Here is a 19,602-nt window from a genome sequence, read left to right as displayed (position 1 = left end):
TTGCAGTGGCCATACCGGAGGGGAAACACCCGTTCCCATCCCGAACACGGCAGTTAAGCCCTCCAGGGCCGATGGTACCGGGGGGTGGACCCCTGGGAGAGCAGGTCGCCGCTGCAAAATATTTAAAAAAGGGGACAGGTTGCTGGTAAAGTGACCTGTCCCCTTTATCTCGTTCCGTGTGTATTCGGGTAAAATGGCGGCAGGAAATTTTACGACAATAGGGAATAATTAATAGTCAGGTAAACCCGTTATGTATTTCCCGGCCGCTAATACCGGCACCGCGAAGGAGCAGTTAAAATGAGTTTACGCAACCTTCCCGGACCAGCATTGCTGGCCCTGGTCATCCTGGCCTGGGCCGTTATACTGTGGGTGTTTACCCTGGGCTATCCTGGTTTTGTTCCTGTGGCCCGCTTTATATTCTGGGTGCTGGTAGTGCCTGCCGCCCTGGCCGAATGGTTGAGGATGAAGGGTTTTATCAGGGGCAGGATGGTAACCCTCGCCCGGCTGGGGTTTATCATTCTCGCCGCGCTGCTCTGGCTGGTGCGCATATAACCTTTATTTCATTCCCGGGGATATGATAAGATATACTGGATTAATATTTAATGGGGGGATAGGCTTGGAACCGCGGACACAGGTAGAGAAACTAACCGGATGGCTCAGGGAAGAGGTTTCCCGGCGGGGGGCCCTTGGTTATGTGGTGGGTTTGAGCGGGGGCATTGATTCGGCGGTCACTGCTGTGTTATGTAAAAGGGCCTGTCCCGACAATGTGCTGGGAATAATCATGCCCTGTTACAGCAACCCCCAGGATTCGGAAGATGCCCGGCTTCTGGCCGAAACCTTTGACATACCCTATAAACTGGTGGTGCTGGACGAGCCCTTTGCCCTGATGGTCCGCCTGCTCAGCGGGGAAGATTACGATCCACAGAAAAAGGATATGTGCATAGCTAATATCAAGCCCCGTTTACGCATGACCACTCTTTATTACCATGCGGCCCGCAATCAATACCTGGTGGCGGGGACTAGCAACCGCACCGAACTGACGGTGGGGTACTACACCAAATACGGAGACGGTGGAGCGGATTTGCTGCCCATCGGCAACCTGGTCAAACGCCAGGTTTTTGAACTGGCGGAATACCTGGCTGTTCCCCGGCGTATCATTGAAAGGGCTCCTTCCGCCGGTTTATGGGCCGGTCAGAATGATGAAACGGAAATGGGGGTCACCTATCGTGAGCTGGACGATTTTATCCTGACCGGACGGGCCGATAACCGGGTGCGGGAAATTGTGCAGTGCCTGGCGGCCAGGAATGCCCATAAAAAGCAGATGCCCGCTCTTCCTCCTTTTTGAGAAGTGGGAGGTGGGAGGTTGGATGTGGGAGATGGGAGAAGTGAGAATGTAATAAAAGGTGGCACGTGCTGCGTAGAAGCGCTTTGCGCTTTTTTTACTTTATGCTAAAATATTTTACCGGAAAGGAGGTAGTATTGATATGTCCGGTCATTCCAAATGGTCGACCATCAAAAGGAAAAAGGCCAAAGTGGACGCCCAGCGGGGGAAAATTTTTACCCGCCTGGCGCGGGAGATCATTGTGGCCGCCCGGCAGGGCGGGGGTGATCCCGATGCCAATCCCCGGCTGAAGGCGGCCATCCAGCGGGCCAAGGAAGCCAATATACCCAATGAAAACATTCAGCGGGCCATCCAGAAGGGTACCGGCGAACTGGGAGGGGCAAACTACGAGGAAATTGTATACGAGGGTTACGGTCCCGGTGGTGTGGCGGTAATGCTGGAAATAATGACCGACAACCGCAACCGTACCGCCGGTGAGATCCGTCACCTGTTTTCCCGCTACGGCGGCAACCTGGGTGAGTCCGGTTGCGTTTCCTGGATGTTTGAGAAAAAGGGTCTCATTGTGGTGGATAGGGACGGCCTGGATGAAGATGAATTAATGCTTGCGGCCCTGGAAGCGGGAGCCGAGGATATGCGGACTGAGGATGAGAGCTTTGAGATTATCACCGCTCCAGCCGAATTTGAGCAGGTGCGCAGCGCCCTGGTTGAAAAAGGCATTCCGGTTAGCGAAGCAGAAGTGACCATGGTTCCCCAGAGTACGGTCAAATTGACCGGCAAGGAAGCGGAGCAGATGATGCGCCTGATGGATGCCCTGGAAGATCACGATGATGTCCAGGAAGTTTATGCCAATTTCGAGCTGGAGGAAGATTAGACCGGATTTTTCATGAAAATGTCTTTAAGGTATGGTTCCGGCAGAAAGTGGCAACAATATAACTGATTATGGTCATTAAAGGGGTGTCCGGAATCATGCTGAAAAGACTTCTGATTATATTGGTGGGGTTGGCCATAATGATGGGCGTGGCTGCACTGGTTTATGTGGGTATGCTTTTCCTTGGCGAACCTTCCGCCAAGCCCGGGCTGACGGTTTTTAGATCCGGTCCCCCGGCGGCTCTGCCGGTGGGAAATTATACAGCGGTTCAGGAGGAAAGGGAATATTTGTGCGGAGACATACAGGTAATCTTTCTGGGAAATGCCCCCCGGGAACTGGTGGGGCTGGACCGGGCGGAGCTGGAGAAGCGTTACCCGCAGGGTCAGGGCTGGACCATACAGGAGCAGGGACGGACATTGATCCTGCACCAGCGGTTGGAGGAATTCTGCCCGGAACACCAGAACTACCGGCACCTGGGCCTGTACGAGGGCCAGCTGGCCGTTTATCAGGGTCCCCTGGGTCATAACGAAAAGCTGCTCAGGGTGGAAAAAAACCTGCCGGTAAGCAGTCTGAGCAGCGATCTACAGTTAAAGTTGCACCAGGCAACGGAATTTGACCGCCAGGATGCCCAAATACAGGCAATATTGCGCAGGGAACTGGAATTTCCCTCCGAACAGGCTGTCAATGCCCTGCTGGAGAACCTGGACGAAGCGACTGGGGAATATTAATGGTGCCCGGGGTTTTTTAAAGCCCCGGTTTTTTCTTTTTATCCGGCAGATGGAAGGAGCCTGCCTGCCCGGTGTGGAATTGTCTTCCGGGAGGCGATTCGCTTGCGAGTGATGGGTATCGACCCGGGGACGGCCATTACCGGTTATGGTATTATCGATGTGGAGGGCAACCGGCTGGCTGTGGTGGCCTATGATTGCATAAGGACTCCGGCCGGCCTGGCCATGCCCCGGCGTTTGCAACTGCTCTACCAGGAACTGCTGGCGGTGCTGGATCGTTATCGTCCCCGTCATGTGGCGGTGGAAGAGCTTTTTTTCAATAAAAACACCCGTACCGCCCTGGCCGTGGGTCAGGCCCGGGGTGTGGCCCTGCTGGCCGCCGTCAATTCCTCCCTGGAAGTGGCGGAATATACTCCCCTGGAGGTTAAACAAGGGGTAACCGGCTACGGGCGGGCGGCCAAGGAGCAGGTACAGTATATGGTGCGCGCCCTTCTGGCGTTACCGGAAATTCCCCGTCCCGATGATGTGGCCGATGCCCTGGCGGTGGCCCTCTGCCATGCCCACCGGCAGGGAGGACGGGGAACGGCCTTTAATCCCCGGGAGCACCATCATGGAGGAAGGTCTGGATGATTGCCCGCATTTGTGGTATCCTGAAAGAAGTGCAAAATGAGGGAGTTATTGTGGATGTGCACGGAGTGGGGTATCTGGTGCGGGTGCCCCGGTCCACCATGGAAAAGCTGCCCGCCCGGGGGCAGGAGGTGGAGTTGCATACCCACCTGATCTGGCGGGAAGACGGGCCCGCCCTTTATGGTTTTGACAGCCGGGAAGAGCTGAGCGCCTTTCGTTTTTTACTGCATGTATCGGGTGTGGGGCCCAGGGTGGCCCTGTCCATTCTTTCGGCGGTAACACCGGATATTTTAAACCGGGCGGTGAGCGAAGAAAACGATGCCCTGCTGACCAGGGTACCCGGCATAGGAAAAAAGACGGCCCGGCGCATTATTCTGGAGTTGAAGGACCGTTTGGGTGCCGTTCCTTTTCCCGCTGCGGCTGCACAGCGCTCCACTGAAGAGTCGGACGCGGTGGCGGCCCTGGTAGCCCTGGGCTATACGGAAGTGGATGCCCACCGGGTGGTGCAGGCGGTCTGCAAAGAGGCGCCCGGGTTGCCGGTGGAAGGTTTGATCCGGGCTGCGCTGCAACGGCTGGGGCGCAGTTAGAACCTGGCTGGGGGTGGAAAGGGTTTTGGAAGAAAGATTGCTTTCGGCAGCTCTGCACGTGGAGGATGGAGAAAGCGACTTCAGCCTGCGGCCCAGAAGGCTGGCCGATTTTATCGGCCAGGGAAAGGTCAAGGAAAGTATCGCCATTTTTATCCGGGCGGCCCTTGAGCGCAAGGAGGCGCTGGATCATGTTCTTCTTTTCGGACCTCCGGGGTTGGGCAAAACCACCCTGGCCGGGATTATAGCCAGTGAACTGGGCGTGGCCATCCGGGTGACCTCCGGTCCGGCCATTGAGCGTCCCGGTGATCTGGCGGCCATTTTAACCAACCTGGCGCCGGGAGATGTGTTGTTTATTGATGAGATCCATCGTTTGAGCCGGCCGGTGGAAGAAATACTGTATCCGGCCATGGAGGATTTCGCCCTGGATATTGTCATCGGCAAGGGGCCGGGCGCCCGTTCCATCCGTCTGGATTTACCGCGATTTACGTTGATTGGGGCCACCACCCGGGCCGGACTGCTCACTTCGCCCCTGCGGGACCGCTTCGGGGTGATCAGCCGCCTGGAATATTACCGGGTGGACGAACTGGTTCAGATTATTATGCGGGCGGCCCACATACTGGGGGTACCCATTGACGGGGACGGGGCCGAGGAGATTGCCCGGCGTTCCCGGGGAACCCCCCGGGTGGGCAACCGCCTGTTAAAGCGTGTGCGGGATTACGCCCAGGTAAAGGCAGCCGGGATTATTACCCGGGCGGTGGCCGCCGAGGCCCTGCATTTTCTGGAGGTGGACCCCCTGGGTTTGGACCAGACCGACCGCCGGCTGCTGCAGATTATCATCGAAAAATTCCGGGGCGGGCCGGTGGGGCTGGAAACCCTGGCCGCCGCCGCCGGTGAAGAGGCCGGTACCCTGGAGGATGTCTTTGAGCCCTACCTGATGCAGGTGGGTCTGCTGGTCCGCACTCCCCGGGGGAGGGTGGCCACGCCGGCGGCTTACCGGCACCTGGGCCTGCCCGCAAAGCAGGGCGGCCAGCAGGCCACCCTGTGGTAAACGGTGCCGGAACCACGGTGCTGTCAGCGTTTGATAACCGATGACTGAGTAAGAGGGGGGATATTCATGAAACTGTTGTTGCATACCTGCTGCGGGCCCTGTACCATCCACCCCCTGGACTATTTGCGCGGCGAAGGTCACCAGGTTTACGGCTACTTCTATAACCCCAATATCCATCCCTATACCGAGTGGCTAAAACGCAGGGAAACCCTGGAACAATACGCCCGGGAACAGGAACTGCCCATGATTTTTGACGAGGATTATCCCCTGGAGGAATTTTTGCAGATGATGGTCCACCGGGAAGCCCGGCGCTGCCAGTTTTGCTACGCCCTTCGTTTGCATCAGGCGGCCCGGGTGGCCAGAAGGGGCGGTTTTGACGCCTTTACCACCACGCTGCTGGTCAGCCCTTTTCAAAAGCACGATTTGATCCGGGAAATCGGCGAAGCTACCGGGGAGAAAGCGGGAATACCCTTTTATTACGTGGATTTCCGCCCCGGGTTCAAAGAGGCCACCGCCCGTTCCAAAGAGCTGGGTATGTACCGCCAGCAATACTGCGGGTGCATTTACAGCGAAAAGGAGCGCTATTACCGGCGCCCGGTCAAGGGTTCCGGAAAATAAGATTATGGCATAAACCCCGCATTATCCTGGCAGTGTCATGGAGGGGAGGCCAATATGTACGGTCTGGGCAAAATGCTTGTTTTAATGGGTGTAATGCTGCTGGTGATGGGAGGCCTGCTCATGGCCTGGGAAAGGCTGTTTCACCTGGGCCGCCTGCCCGGCGACATTTTAATCCACAAGGGTAATTTCACCTTTTATTTTCCCATTGTCACTTCCATCATCCTGAGCATTTTGCTGACTATTATTTTGAATCTGGTTTTTAGACGGTAAAAGCAGGAACTGGTGACAACTTGTCGAATTTCCCTGGGTGGACATGAAATCTCATCCAGGGGGTAATGATGGTGCGCAAAGGTTTGCTGGCCCTTTTCCTGGGCCTGCTGGTTTTCCTGGGCCAACCGGCCTGGTTCGCTGCGGGAGGTGTGATGGTGGCTCCCCGTACGGTGAGGGTGGGGCTGTTGCAGCAGGCCGGCCGGGTGGGGTTTACCGTTGATGGTAATTACCAGTTAATTGACCGGTATTCCAACCAGCCGCTGGCCGAGATAAAACCGGGACAGCGCTGGGAGGTGCATACGGACCCCTATGGAATGAAGCTATACCGGGACGGCATTTCTGCAGGCAGTTTTGCCGGGCCCCTGCTGGTGCGTCCCCAGGAAAGCCCGTTGACAATAATTTCCGGTAAGGAAAAACTATCCCGCCGGTCGTCCGGGTTGACCGTCCAGGGTGCCGGAAACAAAAAGGTGCAGCTGAATAGCCCCGGTGGGGTCAGCGTCCTGGGAGCTTCCGGGCAGAAAAAGTTCACTTCCCCGGACGGGTTGCACCTGATTACCCTGGAAGGCCCGGACCTGTCCCGCCGCTACCGGGGGGAAATGGAATTTCGTGCCGGTGAGCGGGGTCTGACGGTCATCAACCAGCTGCCCATTGAGGAATATCTTTACGGGGTGGTGCCGGCGGAGATGCCTGCCTCCTGGCCCGTTGAAGCTTTGAAGGCCCAGGCGGTAGCTTGCCGCACCTATGTTCTGGCATCGCTGGGCACCTATGAAAAGCAGGGGTTTGACGTGCTGGCCACCCAGAGCAGTCAGGTTTACCGGGGCTACGATGGGGAAAATCCGGCCACCACCAGGGCGGTGGATGAGACCAGGGGCGTGGTGGCCACCTACCGGGGCCGGCCCATCAGTGCCGTTTTTCACAGCTCCAGTGGCGGGTATACGGAGAACAGTGAAGACGTCTGGACGAACCCGGTGGACTACCTGCGTACCCGGCCGGATCCCTATGATAAAAACGAACAGCATTACAACTGGTCGGTAACCTATACAGCCGAGCAGCTGCGGCAGCAGCTGGCCGCTGCCGGTTACCAGTTCAGCGTAATTAACGACCTGGAGATCATTTCCCGCACGGCATCCGGCGCCAGGGTAAAATGTCTGGAAGTGCGGGGTCTGGATATAAGCGGCCGGCCGTTAACGGTGCCGATTGCCAATGCCGATAGAGTGCGCATGGCCCTGGGGATAGACCGGGTGTTGAAAACCAACGGCAGCGCCCTTTTTACCATGGAAAAGGTGATGTCCGGCGGGAACGGCGGGGAAGGGGGCTCAAACCGGGCTGGTGCCGGCGGCCGGGACATACCCGGGGGGCAGGGTACAGGGAGTGCGGCACAGATCGTGCCGGGACAGACCGGTGCCGGGCAGGCGGCCGCCGGTGGCGGAACCGGTACTTCACAGCCGGCCCCTGTTACCGGGCAACCGGGGAACACCGGCGGCTCCCGGTTGGTGAGCGTGACCTTCCGGGGCAGCGGCTGGGGCCACGGCCTGGGCATGTCCCAGTTCGGTGCCCGGGGTATGGCCGCCCAAGGTTATAATTACCAGGAGATCCTGAAATACTATTACACGGGGATTGCCATCGATTCCGATTACGGTGGTTAATCATGGAATGAATTAATAAACCGGGTATGTAAGTTTTCACTGAAACCGGTGGTTAATACAAAGGCACGGCGTTGTCCAGAGCGAACGACATTGCGAAGCGCCGGTAACAGCACCAGGCGAGCTGAGGTTGCCGGCTCGGCTCCCGAGGACGCCAACGGAAATCGTCTTTAGAAACGTGACAGAATCACATCTGGCAAAAACAGTAAGAGAGCATAGTAAAAGTAACGATGGCAATCCGCAGGGAGCCAGAGCCGGCCCGAAGCTCGCTGTGGTGCTGTCGGCGCGGAGCACCGGAGTGAGCGGGACAACGCCGTGCCTGCACCGGTTTTACTGAATAATTACCCGGGTATATTAGCTTTCAGACCAGATGAATATGAAAGTGCTTTTGGAGGTAGAAACCAGCGATTTTGAAGCTCAGTGACTTTGATTATGTTTTGCCGGAGGAACTGATCGCCCAGGAACCGGCCCCCCGCCGGGATGAATCCCGGCTGATGGTCCTGCACCGGCGGGAGGACCGCATTGAACACCGTCTTTTCCGGGACATTGTGGATTACCTCTCGCCCAAAGATGTGCTGGTGGTGAATGAGACCCGGGTTATCCCGGCCCGGCTGGTGGGGCAGAAGGCGGATAGCGGCGGAGAAGTGGAGGTTCTGCTGCTCCGGCAACTGGACCGGGAGCGGTGGGAGACGCTGGTGCGGCCGGGCCGCCGGCTAAAGCCGGGCACCCGCCTGGTTTTCGGAGACGGCCTGGCCGGCGGTGTGGTGGAGGAAACCACTCCGGAAGGCGGCCGGGTGATCGCCTTCACTTCCACCATACCCTTCCGGGAGGTGCTCCACCGCCTGGGGAAAATGCCCCTGCCCCCGTATATAAAACAATACTCCGGGGACCCCCGGCGTTACCAGACCGTTTATGCCCGGCAGGAAGGGTCCGCCGCGGCCCCCACTGCCGGCTTGCATTTTACTTCGGAGTTACTGGAAAATATCCAATCCAGGGGTGTTGCCCTGGTCAAAGTGCTCCTGCACGTGGGTCTGGGCACCTTTCGTCCGGTGCGGGTGGAAGATATAACGGAGCATCACATGCATGCCGAATATTATGAGATTACCCCGGAGGCCGCCCGGGACATCAATGGGGCCCGGGCCCGGGGCGGGCGGGTGGTTGCCGTGGGGACCACCACCACCCGCTGCCTGGAGACAGTGGCCGGTGACGACGGCCGGATTGCTCCCGGCTCCGGCTGGACGGATATTTTTATTTATCCCGGCTACCGTTTCAAGGCCATAGACGCCCTGGTGACCAACTTCCACCTGCCCCGCTCCACATTGATCATGATGGTCAGCGCCTTTGCCGGCCGGGAAAGGATCCTGCGGGCCTACCGTACGGCCGTGGAGATGCGCTACCGCTTCTTCAGCTTTGGCGACGCCATGTTGATCCTTTAGTCTGGATGGCGGTAAACAGTGTGACATTGAAAGGTAGATCCTGGTGACTGTAACCTTTTCGATTATCAAAGAAGATACCCAGACCAGGGCCCGGGCCGGGGTGCTGCATACCCTGCGGGGGGATGTGGAAACCCCCGTTTTCATGCCCGTGGGCACCCAGGCCACCGTTAAAACCATGACCCCCCGGGAAGTGTGGGATCTGGGGGGCAGGCTGATCTTAAGCAATACCTATCACCTGTACCTGCGCCCCGGTTCCGGCCTGGTCAGGGAAGCCGGCGGGCTGCACCGCTTCATGGGCTGGCCCGGCCCCATCCTCACCGACAGCGGGGGTTTTCAGGTGTTCAGCCTGGGGCCCCTGCGGCGGATCGAAGAAGACGGCGTATGGTTCCGTTCCCACCTGGACGGTTCCGAGCATTTTTTCAGCCCGGAAAAGGCCATGGCCGTTCAGGAGGACCTGGGTTCGGATATTGCCATGGCCTTCGACCAGTGCGCTCCCTATCCCTGCAGTTACGAGGAAGCCAGGGAGGCCGTGGAAAGAACCAGCCGCTGGGCGCTGCGCTGCCGGGAGGCGAAAAGGCGGAGTGATCAGGCCCTTTTCGGTATCATCCAGGGCGGGGTGCACCGGGACCTGCGGGAAAAAAGCGTACGGGATTTGGTGGCCATTGGTTTTCCCGGCTATGGTATCGGGGGCTTAAGTGTGGGGGAGCCTAAGGATATTATGTATCGGGTGCTGGATTTCACGGTACCCCTTTTGCCGGTGGACAGGCCCCGCTATTTAATGGGCGTGGGCTCACCCGACTGTCTTTTGGAAGGGGTGGATCGGGGGGTGGATATGTTTGACTGTGTGTTACCCACCCGCATTGCCCGCAACGGTACGGTTTTTACCCATAGGGGCAAACTGGTGGTGCGCAACGCGCAATATGCCCGGGATTTTTCGCCCCTGGATCCACAGTGCGACTGCTACGCCTGCCGCCATTTCACCCGGGCCTATATCCGCCATTTAATCAAGGCCAACGAGGTACTGGGCATCCGCCTGACCACCCTGCACAACCTGCATTTCATACTTTCTTTAATGGGCCGTATCCGCCGGGCCATCCTGGAGGGGCGTTTTGCCCGGTTCAAGGAGGAATTCCTGGCCCGCTGGGGCGGGGAATAATTTTTTCCGTAAATTTAAAGGGAATCTCCTTTAAAGCTCGAATATTAAACTCTTGGAGAAAGGGGGTTTTTTATGGGTCAGCTCAGCCCGCAACTGGGCACATTGCTTTACATCGTAGCTCTATTCGCCCTGCTTTATTTTCTGCTCATCCGGCCCCAGCAGCAGAGGCAGAAAAAACATCAGGAAATGATCAAAAACATCAAGGTGAACGACCCCATTATTACGGCCGGGGGCATCTACGGCACCGTAGTGAAAGTTAAAGAAGACACCCTGGTGGTCAGGGTGGCGGACAATGTACGCATCGAAATTATGAAGAGCGCCGTGGCCCAGGTCAGGGAACGGGGGGAAGAAGAGGAAAAATAGCCGGTACCCCGGGGGTATTGCCGCAAAACTAAAAAGAACAAAGGGTTTTCCTTCCCTGGCAGGGTTGTCGTTCTCGCTGCAGTGGGGAAGGGAATGGTGAAGGGCGATGCCGCCGGTGGTTTTGCGACAGTATCGAAAGAGTAGGCCTCCTGTCTACTCTTTTTCTCCGTAAAGGACCTTCTGGCAAAAATGCCGCCGGAAGGTTGATTATGGCAAGGAGTGGGCGATGATTGATCACCCTGGAGGACATCAAGAACAACCCGGTGGTGGACAGCTTCATACGCAAGGGTAACGAATACCTGGGTGTAATGGGTTTTACCGAGCACAGCTACCGGCATTTGAATCTGGTCAGCAGCATTGCCAGGAACATCCTGGAACGTTTGGGTTACCCTGAACGGGAGGCGGAACTGGCGGCCATCGCCGGATACCTGCACGATATGGGCAACGTGGTCAGCCGGAATGAACACGGCATTTCCGGGGCTGTCCTGGCCTGTTCCATTTTGCTGAACATGGGCATGCATCCCGATGAGGTGGCTACGGTTATATCGGCCATCGCCAACCACGAGGAACAGTACGGCCAGCCGGTGAATAACGTGGCTGCCGCCCTGATCGTGGCCGATAAATCCGATGTGCACCGTTCCCGGGTGCGCAACCAGGATTTCGCCACCTTTGACATTCACGACCGGGTGAACTATGCCGTGGAGCATGCCTTTGTCTGGGTGTACAGGGACAAGCGGACCATTACCATGGACCTGACCATTGATATTAATATCTGTCCGGTAATGGAATACTTTGAGATCTTTCTTACCCGGATGACCCTCTGCCGCCGGGCGGCCAATTTCCTGCACTGTACTTTTGAGCTGATTATCAACGGCTCCCGGCTGCTTTAGCTGGAGTTGAAAGGAGAACGCGGTGAAATGATGTGGAACAAGGTTTTGATTCTGGCATTGATTGTGGTTGTTGTGGGTCTGGCCACGGCTGCCGCCCTGGCCCCGGCCTGGCAGCAAAACCCCTACCTGGGGAAATACCTGCCCCTGGCCAAAGACATTATCCTGGGTCTGGACCTGCAGGGCGGCGTCCACGTGGTGGTGGAGGCCCAGGATACTCCCGAATCCAGGGTCACTCCCGACAAGATGCAGCAATTGAGGGCCGTGATTGAACGCCGGGTGAACCAGTTCGGGGTTGCGGAACCGGTCATCCAGCAACAGGGTGACCGCCGGCTGATTGTGGAGATCGCCGGTATCAGCAACCCGGAAGAGGCGGTGCGTTCCATGGTGAAAACCGCCTACCTGGAGTTTAAAACCGAGGATGGCAAAACGGTGGTCACCGGCGCCGATTTGAAAGATGCCATGGAATCCAAGGACCCCACCTCCGGTCAGGTGAAGGTGGACCTCACCTTTACCGCCGCCGGGGCCAGGAAGTTTGCCGAGGCCACGGCGGCCAATGTGGGTAAACATATTGCCATCCTGCTGGACGGGCAGGTGCTGCAAAACCCGGTGGTGCAGGAGGCCATTCCCAACGGCAAGGCCCAGATTACCGGCTACCAGTCCCTGGAGGAGGCCCATAACATTGCCATCCTGCTGCGTTCCGGCGCATTGCCGGTAAAGGTGGAGATTGCCGAGAAACGGGCCATCGGGCCGGCCCTGGGGGCCGACTCCCTGGACAAGTCCAAACATGCCGGCCTGGTGGGTGTGGTGGCGATCCTGGTGTTTATGCTCATGTATTACCGTCTGCCCGGCCTGGTGGCCGACTTTGCCCTGCTCATTTACACCCTGATCGTCCTGGTTATTTATGTAGGTATGCATGTGACCATGACGTTGCCGGGTATTGCCGCCTTTCTGTTGTCCCTGGGTATTGCCGTGGACGCCAACGTAATCATCTTTGAGCGGCTGAAGGAGGAACTGGCCACGGGCAAGAGCCTGCGTTCGGCCATCGACGCCGGGTTCAAGCGGGCGTTCACCGCCATTTTCGACTCCAACGCCACCACCTTCATTGCCGCCATAGTGCTCTACTTCTTTGGCACCGGCCCCATCCGGGGCTTTGCCGTGACCCTGGGTATTGGTATTGTGGCCAGCATGTTTACGGCCATCAGCGTCACCCGCTGGCTGCTGCACCTGGTGGCGGCCAGCGGCCTGGTTAAGAACGCTAAGGCTTACGGGGCATAGGGGGTGGAGGTAATGCATTTTATAAATTTACGTAAAATATGGTATGCCATTTCCATTGCAGTCATCCTGCCGGGTTTAATCTCCCTTATGCTGCATGGTTTGAACCTGGGCATTGACTTTACCGGAGGCAACATTCTGGAGGTGCGCTTCGAACAGGCAATGCCGGTGGAAAAAGTGAGGGAAGTGGTGAGCGCCCGGGGCCTGGAGGCCAGCCACGGCATCCAGAAAAGCGGTGCGTCCGACTATATCATCCGTACCAGGCACCTGACCCAGGATGAGCAGGAAAAGCTCATGGCCGCCCTGAACGACCTGGGTAAAAACACTGTGCTGCGCAACGAGTCGGTGGGGCCCACCATCGGGCGGGAGCTGACCACCAAGGCCATCCTGGCCCTGCTGGTGGCCTCGGTGTTGATGATCATCTACATCACCATTCGTTTTGAGTTCAAGCAGGGCATTGCGGCCATCATTGCGTTACTGCACGACACCCTGGTGGTCACGGGCATTTTCTCCCTTTTCCGTATAGAGGTGGACAGCACCTTTGTGGCCGCCCTGCTGACCATCATCGGTTATTCCATTAACGATACCATTGTTATTTTCGACCGTATCCGGGAAAACATGCGGGCCAGGAAGAAGGGTGAAAGCCTGGAGGACGTGGTGAACATCAGCCTGTGGCAGACCATGACCCGCTCCATCAACACGGTGCTCACCGTGATATTCGTCCTGGTGGCCCTGTACTTCCTGGGCGGCAGCACCATCCGCAACTTTGTCCTGGCCATGCTCATCGGCGTGTTCAGCGGGGCCTACTCCTCCATCTTTAACGCCAGCCCCCTGTGGGTGGACTTCAAACTTCTGGAGCGGCGGGGCAGGGTGAAGGAAGCCCGGGCATGATGGAAAGGGTAACTGTTCAGTAAAATCGCTACCATCGGCACCATATCGGGGTCACTGATCATCTACTGGAAATGTAACCGACATTTATTTTAGCGTGGCGGTATTATACCGCCACTTTTTTGTTTAGCTTTGCCCGGCCGGGGAAAATTAAGATTAAAGACTTTCGGGAGGGCGGGCGGTGGAGGAAAGGGAAAGGCACATCCTGGAAGCGCTGCGGGACAAAATAACGGAGCTGTCCCTGAACATGGAAAAGATGAAGCTGGCCGAATATGTTTCCCTTTTGGAACACCCCTGGCGCCTGCTCTACGTGAATTTCCTGGCCGGTCTGGCCCGGGGCGTGGGCATTGCCGTGGGTTTTGCCCTTCTGGGGGCCGTCCTGGTTATCATCCTGCAGCGGCTGGTGATGCTGAACCTGCCGGTTATCGGCGGCTTTATTGCCGAGATCGTCACCATCGTCCAGAGCCGCCTGGGACCATAGAAATCCAGCGACCAGCGACTAACGACCAGCGACCATTCTGGGGGGATATATATGAATAAGCACCAAAAGAAAGCCATCCGCCGCCGCCTGGAAGAGGAAAAGCGGCAGCAACTGGAGCGGATCAAATCCATCAACGCAGGTGGCCTGGCCACCACCATGGGCGATTCCATTGGTGAAATATCCCTTTACGATAACGATCCCGCCGATATCGGCACGGAAATGTTTGAACGCAGCAAGGACTTCGCCCTGCGGGAGGATGCCAGGATCAAAATCCGGGCCATTGATGAAGCCCTGTCCCGGCTGGAACGGGGGCTGTACGGCATATGCGAGATCTGCGGCGGGGCCATCGATGCGGCAAGGCTTGAGGCCGTGCCCTATACCACCCTCTGTTACCGCTGCCGGCAGGAGGATGAAAGGCGTCCGGTCAGTTCCTGCCGTCCCATTGAAGAAGAAGTCATCGACGAACTGATCAACACCAGTTTCAATGAGCACCTGGACAGTGTGCCCTATGATCTGGAAGATTCCTGGCAGGAAGTGGCCCGTTACTCCGAGCACGCCGAGGAGAGCAAGGCCGGCGCCTATTACGGGCCGGGGGAGCTGAACGAAGAAGACCGCGGCTATGGGGAAGAAGTGGAAAACATCCCCTATGAAATCGGTGACGACGGGGTAATCTATGAGAACAGGCGCGGCTATGACGACGAAAGCGCCCCGGCGGAGCGCATAGACGTGGGCATCGAGCACAGTAAAAAGGAAAAAGACAGCCCCCCCTACGGGTAAATGTTCACCAGCGACTATATGGCTCATACCGGGGTACGGTGTTGGCCAAGAGAAACAATATATTGCCGGGCATGGCTGCAGGCGGGGCATCGCCCCGCCTGCGCCAGTTTGGCCGGAATATCTGCCTCTGTGGCTGGTAAAAACTTTAAATAAAAATTAACCCCTTCTTACGGGAATCTTAATGATGCGGTGATAAAATAACTTCAGTTCCATGAAGTGCTCACCCCTCCCCATGTCTAACTCATATCCGGGCTTTCGGCCCGGAAGTTTGTTTTTATGGTTGTTAAGGACAGGCCTGTCGTGTTATACTAGCAGCATAGTCAGGCCGTACCCTTTCAAACGGCCGGGCCTTGTCAGGCAGCGGGAAAAGCCCGTGGGACTTCATTCTGGCCTTCAGAATGATGGCCCCGGGCCTGTTTTTTGGAGGTGGCGGGCGTGGACGAAAGACTAAAAATAGCCCGGCTTTCGGTGATTTCCAATACTCTGCTCACTGCCGGCAAGCTGGCGGTGGGTCTGGCCATGCATTCGGTGGGCGTTATTTCCGAGGCGGTGCATTCCGGTCTGGACCTGATGGCGGCCTGTATCGCCTTTGCTTCAGTGCGGGAATCAACCCGTCCGGCCGATGCCGAACACCGTTACGGGCACGGCAAGTTTGAGAATGTGGCTGCCATTGTGGAAGCCCTATTGATTGTGGCCGCCGGGATTATGATCATTGCCCAGTCCATCCCCAAGTTACTGGGCGCCCGGGAGGTGCATCACCTGGGCCTGGGTCTTCTGGTTATGGGGATTTCGGCGGTGGTAAACCTGATCATATCCACCATCCTGCTACGCACCGCCCGCCGTACCGGTTCACCGGCATTGGAAGCCGACGGGTGGCACCTGCGCACCGACGTTTATACCTCGGCGGGAGTATTTGGGGCCATACTGGTCATTCGTTTTACCGGCTGGTATATCCTGGACCCGCTGATTGCCATAACCGTTTCCCTGCTCATTTTCAGAGCGGCCCGGGACCTGATCCGGCAATCCTGGGGAAGCATTGTGGATGCCCGCCTTTCCGACGACGAAGAAGAAACGATCCGCCAGGTGCTGGGCCGCTATGAAGGTGATTTTGTCCAGTTCCACGATCTGCGTACCAGGCGGGCCGGTTCCGACAGGCACGTTGATTTACATCTGGTGGTACCGGGTTACCGGCCTGTTGCCCGGGTACACCAGCTGTGTGATGACATTGAAAATGATATCCGTCGGGAGTTGCCGGGAGCCAGTGTGCTCATTCATACCGAACCCTGCCGTCCGGGAAGTGCCGACTGTCATGTCTGCCGGGTGCATATTTCCCTGCCGCCCGCTGTTGAAAAAGGAAATTGTGAGCAATGCCGTGCCTGTACCCGGAATCCCGGTGGAATCCCCGACGGTGGAGCCAATGGTTAAAAATCCAACTTGAGGCAGGAACAGAGGTTGTTTATGTCGAATAGGAATATTGAAAAAAAGGGGTGAGGGGAGTCCAGCACCCCTTTATCATTACAAAAATAATGCCCTTCCATGTCCCCCAAAAACACCAGCCACTGCGTAGTAATAAGCAGCAGGAAAAATCAGGGGGGTGATCCGCGGGGGTTTAAAGGATGGTGCTGCCGGTGGAGAATTTAGAACACCTCCTGGCCCTGGCCAGGGCGGGAGACAGGGCGGCCCGGGAAACACTGCTGGCGGAGTGTCGCCCCTTTGTGGCCCGGGTTACCGCCGGTTTTTGCCGCCGGCATCTGGAATGGGGTTTGGATGACGAACTGAGTATTGCCTTCATTGCTTTTAATGAAGCCATCGACCGGTACCAGGAAAGCCGGCAGGTGCCCTTCCTGGCCTTTGCCCGTCTGATGATTAAAAGCCGGGTTACCGATTACCTGCGCAAGGAAGGAAGGATGGCCGCCCGCAGGGTCGGGTCGCTGAATGGGGATGGGGAGGACATTTATGTCAACCCTGTGGAATCGTCCCTGGCCTGGCAGGATTATCTGGCCCGGGAAGCGGCCCGGGAGAGGGAAGAAGAGATTAAAGATTATGCCGGGCTTCTGGCCGAATTCCAGATTTCCTTTGCGGATTTGGTCCGGTGTGCACCCAGGCATCAGGATGCGCGGAATATATTGTTGGAAGTGGCCCACCGGCTGGCGGCCGAGGAATCCCTGTTCCAGTGCCTGATGAAAACCAAAAAGTTACCACTAAAAGAGCTGTCCGTACTTACCGGTGTCCACCGCAAAACCCTGGAGCGGGGGCGCAAATATATCATTGCCATTGCCCTTCTCTGGCGCCATTGTCAGGATTTTTTGTACCTATGCCATTACCTCAAGCCGGCACTAAAGGAAATTGAAGCAAAATGATCACCGGGATGGTCATGGAGATCAGGGCCAAAACATGTGTTATTCTCACTCCCGACGGCCAGTTCAGGGAAGTTCCCCTGCCGCCCGGGGGGGTGCGCCTGGGGGAAGAGATCACCTGTCCTTCCGGCCGGTACATATCCTGGCGGTGGTTGGTGGCTGCAGCCTGCTTTTTAATTTTTTTGGGTTCCGGTCTATTGTATTATGGCTGGACCACCAGGGCAATGGCTTACGTCTCCATGGATATCAACCCCAGTGTGGAACTGACTCTGAACCGGCGGGAGTATGTATGTGCGGCCCGTGGGCTGAATCCCTCGGGGGAGCAGTTGCTGGCCGGGACGGGATTGCTGGGGCGGCCCCTGGAAGAAGCTATAAATACGCTGGTGGCCCGGGCCGTTCAATCCAAATACCTCCTTCCGGATAAAAATAACGTGGTTCTTACGGCGGTTACCGCTGAAAACGGGCAGGCGGTTCCGCCGGCCGAGAAGGTATACCGGTTTATTGCCAGTTCCCTGCAATCGGTTGGGGTGGGGGCCGAGGTGGTGGTGGAAACCACTACGCCGGAGATGCGCCGGCAGGCACAGAAGGCCGGCCTTTCCACCGGGCGGTATCTGCTGCATGTGGAAGCGGTGAAAAAAGGGCTGGATATCGGGCTGGAAGAATTAAAAAAAGAAAGCATGACCGTTTTGGAGGAAAAAAAGGGTTTTGCCATCTCCGAGTTGCTGGGTGGACGCGGTTATGCTGGATGGGTCGGCCCGGGTTCCCGCCTTTCCGGAAAATCTCCCCGAGTGGCGGGCAAAGATGAACAGTCCCATGTGTCGGACGATGGGATAAACAGGCGGCTTCCCGGCAAGGTAAAAACCGATGCCCCAGGGCATGCGGATGCCAGCACTTCGGCACGAAAAAAAACAATTCCGGTGGAGCCGGTTTTGCCCGCTCCCGCTCCTGGCCATGGGTTACCGGGTTTTCCGTTGTATAAAGCGTCGTCCAACGAAGGGGATGAAAATTCCGGGGGAAAAGATGGTAATGACCAAGGTCATACCGGCGGGCATGTTACAAAGCCAAGTATCAACGACGGGGACAAAGAAATCTTCCGCCTGGAGAAACAAAGGGAAGAGGATAACCAGAGGGGCAGGGTTATGGATAATGAAAGGGATGGGGATGTGCAGAAGGTATTAAATCACCATGTTAAAGCTCCCGGTGGTTATAAGGAATGCTCCAGTGGCCAGTGACCGGAAAGAATTGACCGCCTCCGCAGTTAAAAGCTCTAAAAAGACTGCCGGGGGTTTTGCTTTTTTGTCCGCCCGGTTACCCGTTGTCAGGAAAAACGTGGGGTGGTAGAATATAGCCACCAGTAACGAGGAGGGACCCCACATGCCGGCGCTATTTCAATTCGCTGGCGGTATGCTGGCCATGTCTAACAAGCGGGAAAAAATAGTGAAAGATTTAATGGTTTCGCTGAACGCCTGCCGCACCATTGCAGCCGGGAGCTCTTTGACGGAGGCCGCGGGCCTGTTGAAAAGGGTGGTTCTGCAGTCGCGGGCGGGAGCCGTTCAGCCCCTGGTGGTGCTGGACGGGTTGGTGCCCGTGGGCCTGTTGAAGGTTTCCCACCTGCTGGATTTGGCCCGTCTCCCCCAGCCCGGCAGTGATTCTTATGTCGGGTGGTCCGTTTCCACCGGTCTGGAAGAGCCCCCTTCATTTTGTGGTCTTTTTACCCACCGGATTCAGGAAATGTCTGGCAAAAAGGTGGGGGAGGTTATGCGGCCCTTTCCCGTCACCCTGCAACCCGGGGATAGCTTAAGCCGGGCGGCCTACCTGATGTCCCACTATGGGTTTGAAATCCTTCCGGTGATCAAAAACGGCCGGGTGGTGGGGCTTTTGCGGGACAAGGAGCTCTTTCTGGAAATGGGCCGGATCCTGGCGGGTGGTTAATGCAGGCGGTTATTTTTATAAAGAAAAAACCGGGTGCATGTTGCCCGGTTAAAGTTTAATTTGTTTTCTCATGGATAATCACCCTCGACTCCGGCAAATCATGCCTCCCTGTACTTGGAGAGCACTTTTCTGGCAGAGGTTTCTTCCGTACGTAACAGGAGATTGTTCAAGGGAATGGATATCAGCCAGAGCACCGCACCGGCCGCCAGGGTGCCCAGCAGGGACACCAGCCCGTGGTAATGGTGCCAGAAGAGCAGGTATACCGTGGAGACCACAATGGACATGAGCATCAGGGGAAAGGCCACTTTCATGTAGCCCAGGA

General features: G+C 57.0%; 22 protein-coding genes, 1 rRNA gene and 1 pseudogene. 23 read left to right on the top strand and 1 reads right to left on the bottom strand.

What is annotated here, in order from left to right:
- Position 1: 1 nt before the first annotated feature.
- The 23 genes from rrf to GFC01_RS15900 all read left to right on the top strand — a co-directional run bounded on the left by rrf (position 2) and on the right by GFC01_RS15900 (position 19,280).
- Positions 2 to 117 (top strand): 5S ribosomal RNA (gene rrf, locus GFC01_RS16010).
- A gap of 180 nt (positions 118 to 297) precedes the next feature.
- Positions 298 to 552 (top strand): hypothetical protein, encoded by a 255-nt coding sequence (locus GFC01_RS16005; protein ID WP_152948166.1) that lies wholly within the window; start codon positions 298 to 300, stop codon positions 550 to 552.
- 64 nt (positions 553 to 616) lie between these two features.
- On the top strand, positions 617 to 1,345 hold the full coding sequence (gene nadE, locus GFC01_RS16000; protein WP_243137641.1) for an NAD(+) synthase: 729 nt from the start codon (positions 617 to 619) through the stop codon (positions 1,343 to 1,345).
- Between the two features lie 139 nt (positions 1,346 to 1,484).
- Positions 1,485 to 2,213, top strand: a complete 729-nt coding sequence (locus tag GFC01_RS15995) for a YebC/PmpR family DNA-binding transcriptional regulator (protein WP_152948164.1) — start codon at positions 1,485 to 1,487, stop codon at positions 2,211 to 2,213.
- A 95-nt stretch (positions 2,214 to 2,308) separates the two neighbouring features.
- Positions 2,309 to 2,938 (top strand): BofC C-terminal domain-containing protein, encoded by a 630-nt coding sequence (locus GFC01_RS15990; RefSeq protein ID WP_152948163.1) that lies wholly within the window; start codon positions 2,309 to 2,311, stop codon positions 2,936 to 2,938.
- A 102-nt stretch (positions 2,939 to 3,040) separates the two neighbouring features.
- On the top strand, positions 3,041 to 3,565 hold the full coding sequence (ruvC, locus tag GFC01_RS15985) for a crossover junction endodeoxyribonuclease RuvC (RefSeq protein WP_152948162.1): 525 nt from the start codon (positions 3,041 to 3,043) through the stop codon (positions 3,563 to 3,565).
- Positions 3,562 to 4,149 carry a Holliday junction branch migration protein RuvA gene (gene ruvA / locus GFC01_RS15980; RefSeq protein ID WP_152948161.1) on the top strand — a complete coding sequence of 196 codons (588 nt, stop codon included), beginning with the start codon at positions 3,562 to 3,564 and terminating at the stop codon, positions 4,147 to 4,149. Before ruvC ends, ruvA begins: the two co-directional genes overlap by 4 nt.
- A gap of 25 nt (positions 4,150 to 4,174) precedes the next feature.
- The gene (gene ruvB / locus GFC01_RS15975; RefSeq protein ID WP_152948160.1) at positions 4,175 to 5,197 is read left to right on the top strand and encodes a Holliday junction branch migration DNA helicase RuvB; all 1,023 of its coding nucleotides are present in this window, start codon (positions 4,175 to 4,177) and stop codon (positions 5,195 to 5,197) included.
- 66 nt (positions 5,198 to 5,263) lie between these two features.
- On the top strand, positions 5,264 to 5,815 hold the full coding sequence (locus tag GFC01_RS15970; RefSeq protein ID WP_152948159.1) for an epoxyqueuosine reductase QueH: 552 nt from the start codon (positions 5,264 to 5,266) through the stop codon (positions 5,813 to 5,815).
- A 54-nt stretch (positions 5,816 to 5,869) separates the two neighbouring features.
- Positions 5,870 to 6,085 carry a DUF2905 domain-containing protein gene (locus tag GFC01_RS15965; RefSeq protein ID WP_152948158.1) on the top strand — a complete coding sequence of 72 codons (216 nt, stop codon included), beginning with the start codon at positions 5,870 to 5,872 and terminating at the stop codon, positions 6,083 to 6,085.
- A gap of 71 nt (positions 6,086 to 6,156) precedes the next feature.
- The gene (locus GFC01_RS15960; RefSeq protein ID WP_194174994.1) at positions 6,157 to 7,731 is read left to right on the top strand and encodes a SpoIID/LytB domain-containing protein; all 1,575 of its coding nucleotides are present in this window, start codon (positions 6,157 to 6,159) and stop codon (positions 7,729 to 7,731) included.
- Positions 7,732 to 8,138: 407 nt separating this feature from the next.
- The gene (queA, locus tag GFC01_RS15955) at positions 8,139 to 9,164 is read left to right on the top strand and encodes a tRNA preQ1(34) S-adenosylmethionine ribosyltransferase-isomerase QueA (protein ID WP_152948156.1); all 1,026 of its coding nucleotides are present in this window, start codon (positions 8,139 to 8,141) and stop codon (positions 9,162 to 9,164) included.
- Positions 9,165 to 9,207: 43 nt separating this feature from the next.
- Positions 9,208 to 10,320, top strand: a complete 1,113-nt coding sequence (tgt, locus tag GFC01_RS15950; protein ID WP_341474046.1) for a tRNA guanosine(34) transglycosylase Tgt — start codon at positions 9,208 to 9,210, stop codon at positions 10,318 to 10,320.
- Positions 10,321 to 10,392: 72 nt separating this feature from the next.
- Positions 10,393 to 10,683, top strand: a complete 291-nt coding sequence (yajC, locus tag GFC01_RS15945) for a preprotein translocase subunit YajC (RefSeq protein WP_152948154.1) — start codon at positions 10,393 to 10,395, stop codon at positions 10,681 to 10,683.
- Between the two features lie 230 nt (positions 10,684 to 10,913).
- Complete coding sequence (locus GFC01_RS15940; protein ID WP_152948153.1) at positions 10,914 to 11,573, top strand: HD domain-containing protein; 660 nt, start codon at positions 10,914 to 10,916, stop codon at positions 11,571 to 11,573.
- A 27-nt stretch (positions 11,574 to 11,600) separates the two neighbouring features.
- The gene (gene secD, locus GFC01_RS15935) at positions 11,601 to 12,848 is read left to right on the top strand and encodes a protein translocase subunit SecD (protein WP_152948152.1); all 1,248 of its coding nucleotides are present in this window, start codon (positions 11,601 to 11,603) and stop codon (positions 12,846 to 12,848) included.
- A gap of 12 nt (positions 12,849 to 12,860) precedes the next feature.
- Complete coding sequence (gene secF / locus GFC01_RS15930; protein ID WP_152948151.1) at positions 12,861 to 13,736, top strand: protein translocase subunit SecF; 876 nt, start codon at positions 12,861 to 12,863, stop codon at positions 13,734 to 13,736.
- Positions 13,737 to 13,914: 178 nt separating this feature from the next.
- The gene (locus GFC01_RS15925) at positions 13,915 to 14,214 is read left to right on the top strand and encodes a DUF5665 domain-containing protein (RefSeq protein WP_341474045.1); all 300 of its coding nucleotides are present in this window, start codon (positions 13,915 to 13,917) and stop codon (positions 14,212 to 14,214) included.
- Positions 14,215 to 14,265: 51 nt separating this feature from the next.
- A complete protein-coding gene (locus tag GFC01_RS15920) occupies positions 14,266 to 14,991 on the top strand; it encodes a TraR/DksA C4-type zinc finger protein (RefSeq protein ID WP_152948150.1) in 726 nt (241 codons plus the stop codon).
- A gap of 435 nt (positions 14,992 to 15,426) precedes the next feature.
- Positions 15,427 to 16,416 carry a cation diffusion facilitator family transporter gene (locus tag GFC01_RS15915; protein ID WP_341474044.1) on the top strand — a complete coding sequence of 330 codons (990 nt, stop codon included), beginning with the start codon at positions 15,427 to 15,429 and terminating at the stop codon, positions 16,414 to 16,416.
- Positions 16,417 to 16,607: 191 nt separating this feature from the next.
- The gene (locus tag GFC01_RS15910; RefSeq protein WP_152948148.1) at positions 16,608 to 17,351 is read left to right on the top strand and encodes a sigma-70 family RNA polymerase sigma factor; all 744 of its coding nucleotides are present in this window, start codon (positions 16,608 to 16,610) and stop codon (positions 17,349 to 17,351) included.
- Positions 17,348 to 18,580, top strand: coding sequence for an anti-sigma factor domain-containing protein (locus GFC01_RS15905; RefSeq protein ID WP_152948147.1), 1,233 nt, complete (start codon positions 17,348 to 17,350; stop codon positions 18,578 to 18,580). The genes GFC01_RS15910 and GFC01_RS15905 overlap by 4 nt, the downstream gene beginning before the upstream one ends.
- 142 nt (positions 18,581 to 18,722) lie before the next feature.
- Positions 18,723 to 19,280 carry a CBS domain-containing protein gene (locus GFC01_RS15900; protein ID WP_152948146.1) on the top strand — a complete coding sequence of 186 codons (558 nt, stop codon included), beginning with the start codon at positions 18,723 to 18,725 and terminating at the stop codon, positions 19,278 to 19,280.
- Between the two features lie 98 nt (positions 19,281 to 19,378).
- Here the strand turns inward: GFC01_RS15900 and GFC01_RS18865 are convergent.
- A pseudogene (locus tag GFC01_RS18865) lies at positions 19,379 to 19,602 on the bottom strand (hypothetical protein); the annotation flags it as partial.

Source organism: Desulfofundulus thermobenzoicus, assembly GCF_009428905.1.
Classification (GTDB): Bacteria; Bacillota; Desulfotomaculia; order Desulfotomaculales; family Desulfovirgulaceae; genus Desulfofundulus_A; species Desulfofundulus_A thermobenzoicus.
Note: the sequence above shows the minus strand (reverse complement) of the source record. Positions and strands in the feature narration are given on the sequence as shown.

Bases quoted from the DNA above. Each gene is read 5' to 3' on its own strand.
- yajC (WP_152948154.1), top strand. From the start codon at position 10,393: ATGGGTCAGCTCAGCCCGCAACTGGGCACATTGCTTTACATCGTAGCT.
- GFC01_RS15900 (WP_152948146.1), top strand. From the start codon at position 18,723: ATGCCGGCGCTATTTCAATTCGCTGGCGGTATGCTGGCCATGTCTAAC.
- GFC01_RS15970 (WP_152948159.1), top strand. From the start codon at position 5,264: ATGAAACTGTTGTTGCATACCTGCTGCGGGCCCTGTACCATCCACCCC.
- GFC01_RS15905 (WP_152948147.1), top strand. From the start codon at position 17,348: ATGATCACCGGGATGGTCATGGAGATCAGGGCCAAAACATGTGTTATT.
- GFC01_RS15920 (WP_152948150.1), top strand. From the start codon at position 14,266: ATGAATAAGCACCAAAAGAAAGCCATCCGCCGCCGCCTGGAAGAGGAA.
- ruvA (WP_152948161.1), top strand. From the start codon at position 3,562: ATGATTGCCCGCATTTGTGGTATCCTGAAAGAAGTGCAAAATGAGGGA.
- GFC01_RS15990 (WP_152948163.1), top strand. From the start codon at position 2,309: ATGCTGAAAAGACTTCTGATTATATTGGTGGGGTTGGCCATAATGATG.
- secD (WP_152948152.1), top strand. From the start codon at position 11,601: ATGATGTGGAACAAGGTTTTGATTCTGGCATTGATTGTGGTTGTTGTG.
- secF (WP_152948151.1), top strand. From the start codon at position 12,861: ATGCATTTTATAAATTTACGTAAAATATGGTATGCCATTTCCATTGCA.
- GFC01_RS15995 (WP_152948164.1), top strand. From the start codon at position 1,485: ATGTCCGGTCATTCCAAATGGTCGACCATCAAAAGGAAAAAGGCCAAA.
- GFC01_RS15910 (WP_152948148.1), top strand. From the start codon at position 16,608: ATGGTGCTGCCGGTGGAGAATTTAGAACACCTCCTGGCCCTGGCCAGG.
- GFC01_RS15965 (WP_152948158.1), top strand. From the start codon at position 5,870: ATGTACGGTCTGGGCAAAATGCTTGTTTTAATGGGTGTAATGCTGCTG.
- GFC01_RS16005 (WP_152948166.1), top strand. From the start codon at position 298: ATGAGTTTACGCAACCTTCCCGGACCAGCATTGCTGGCCCTGGTCATC.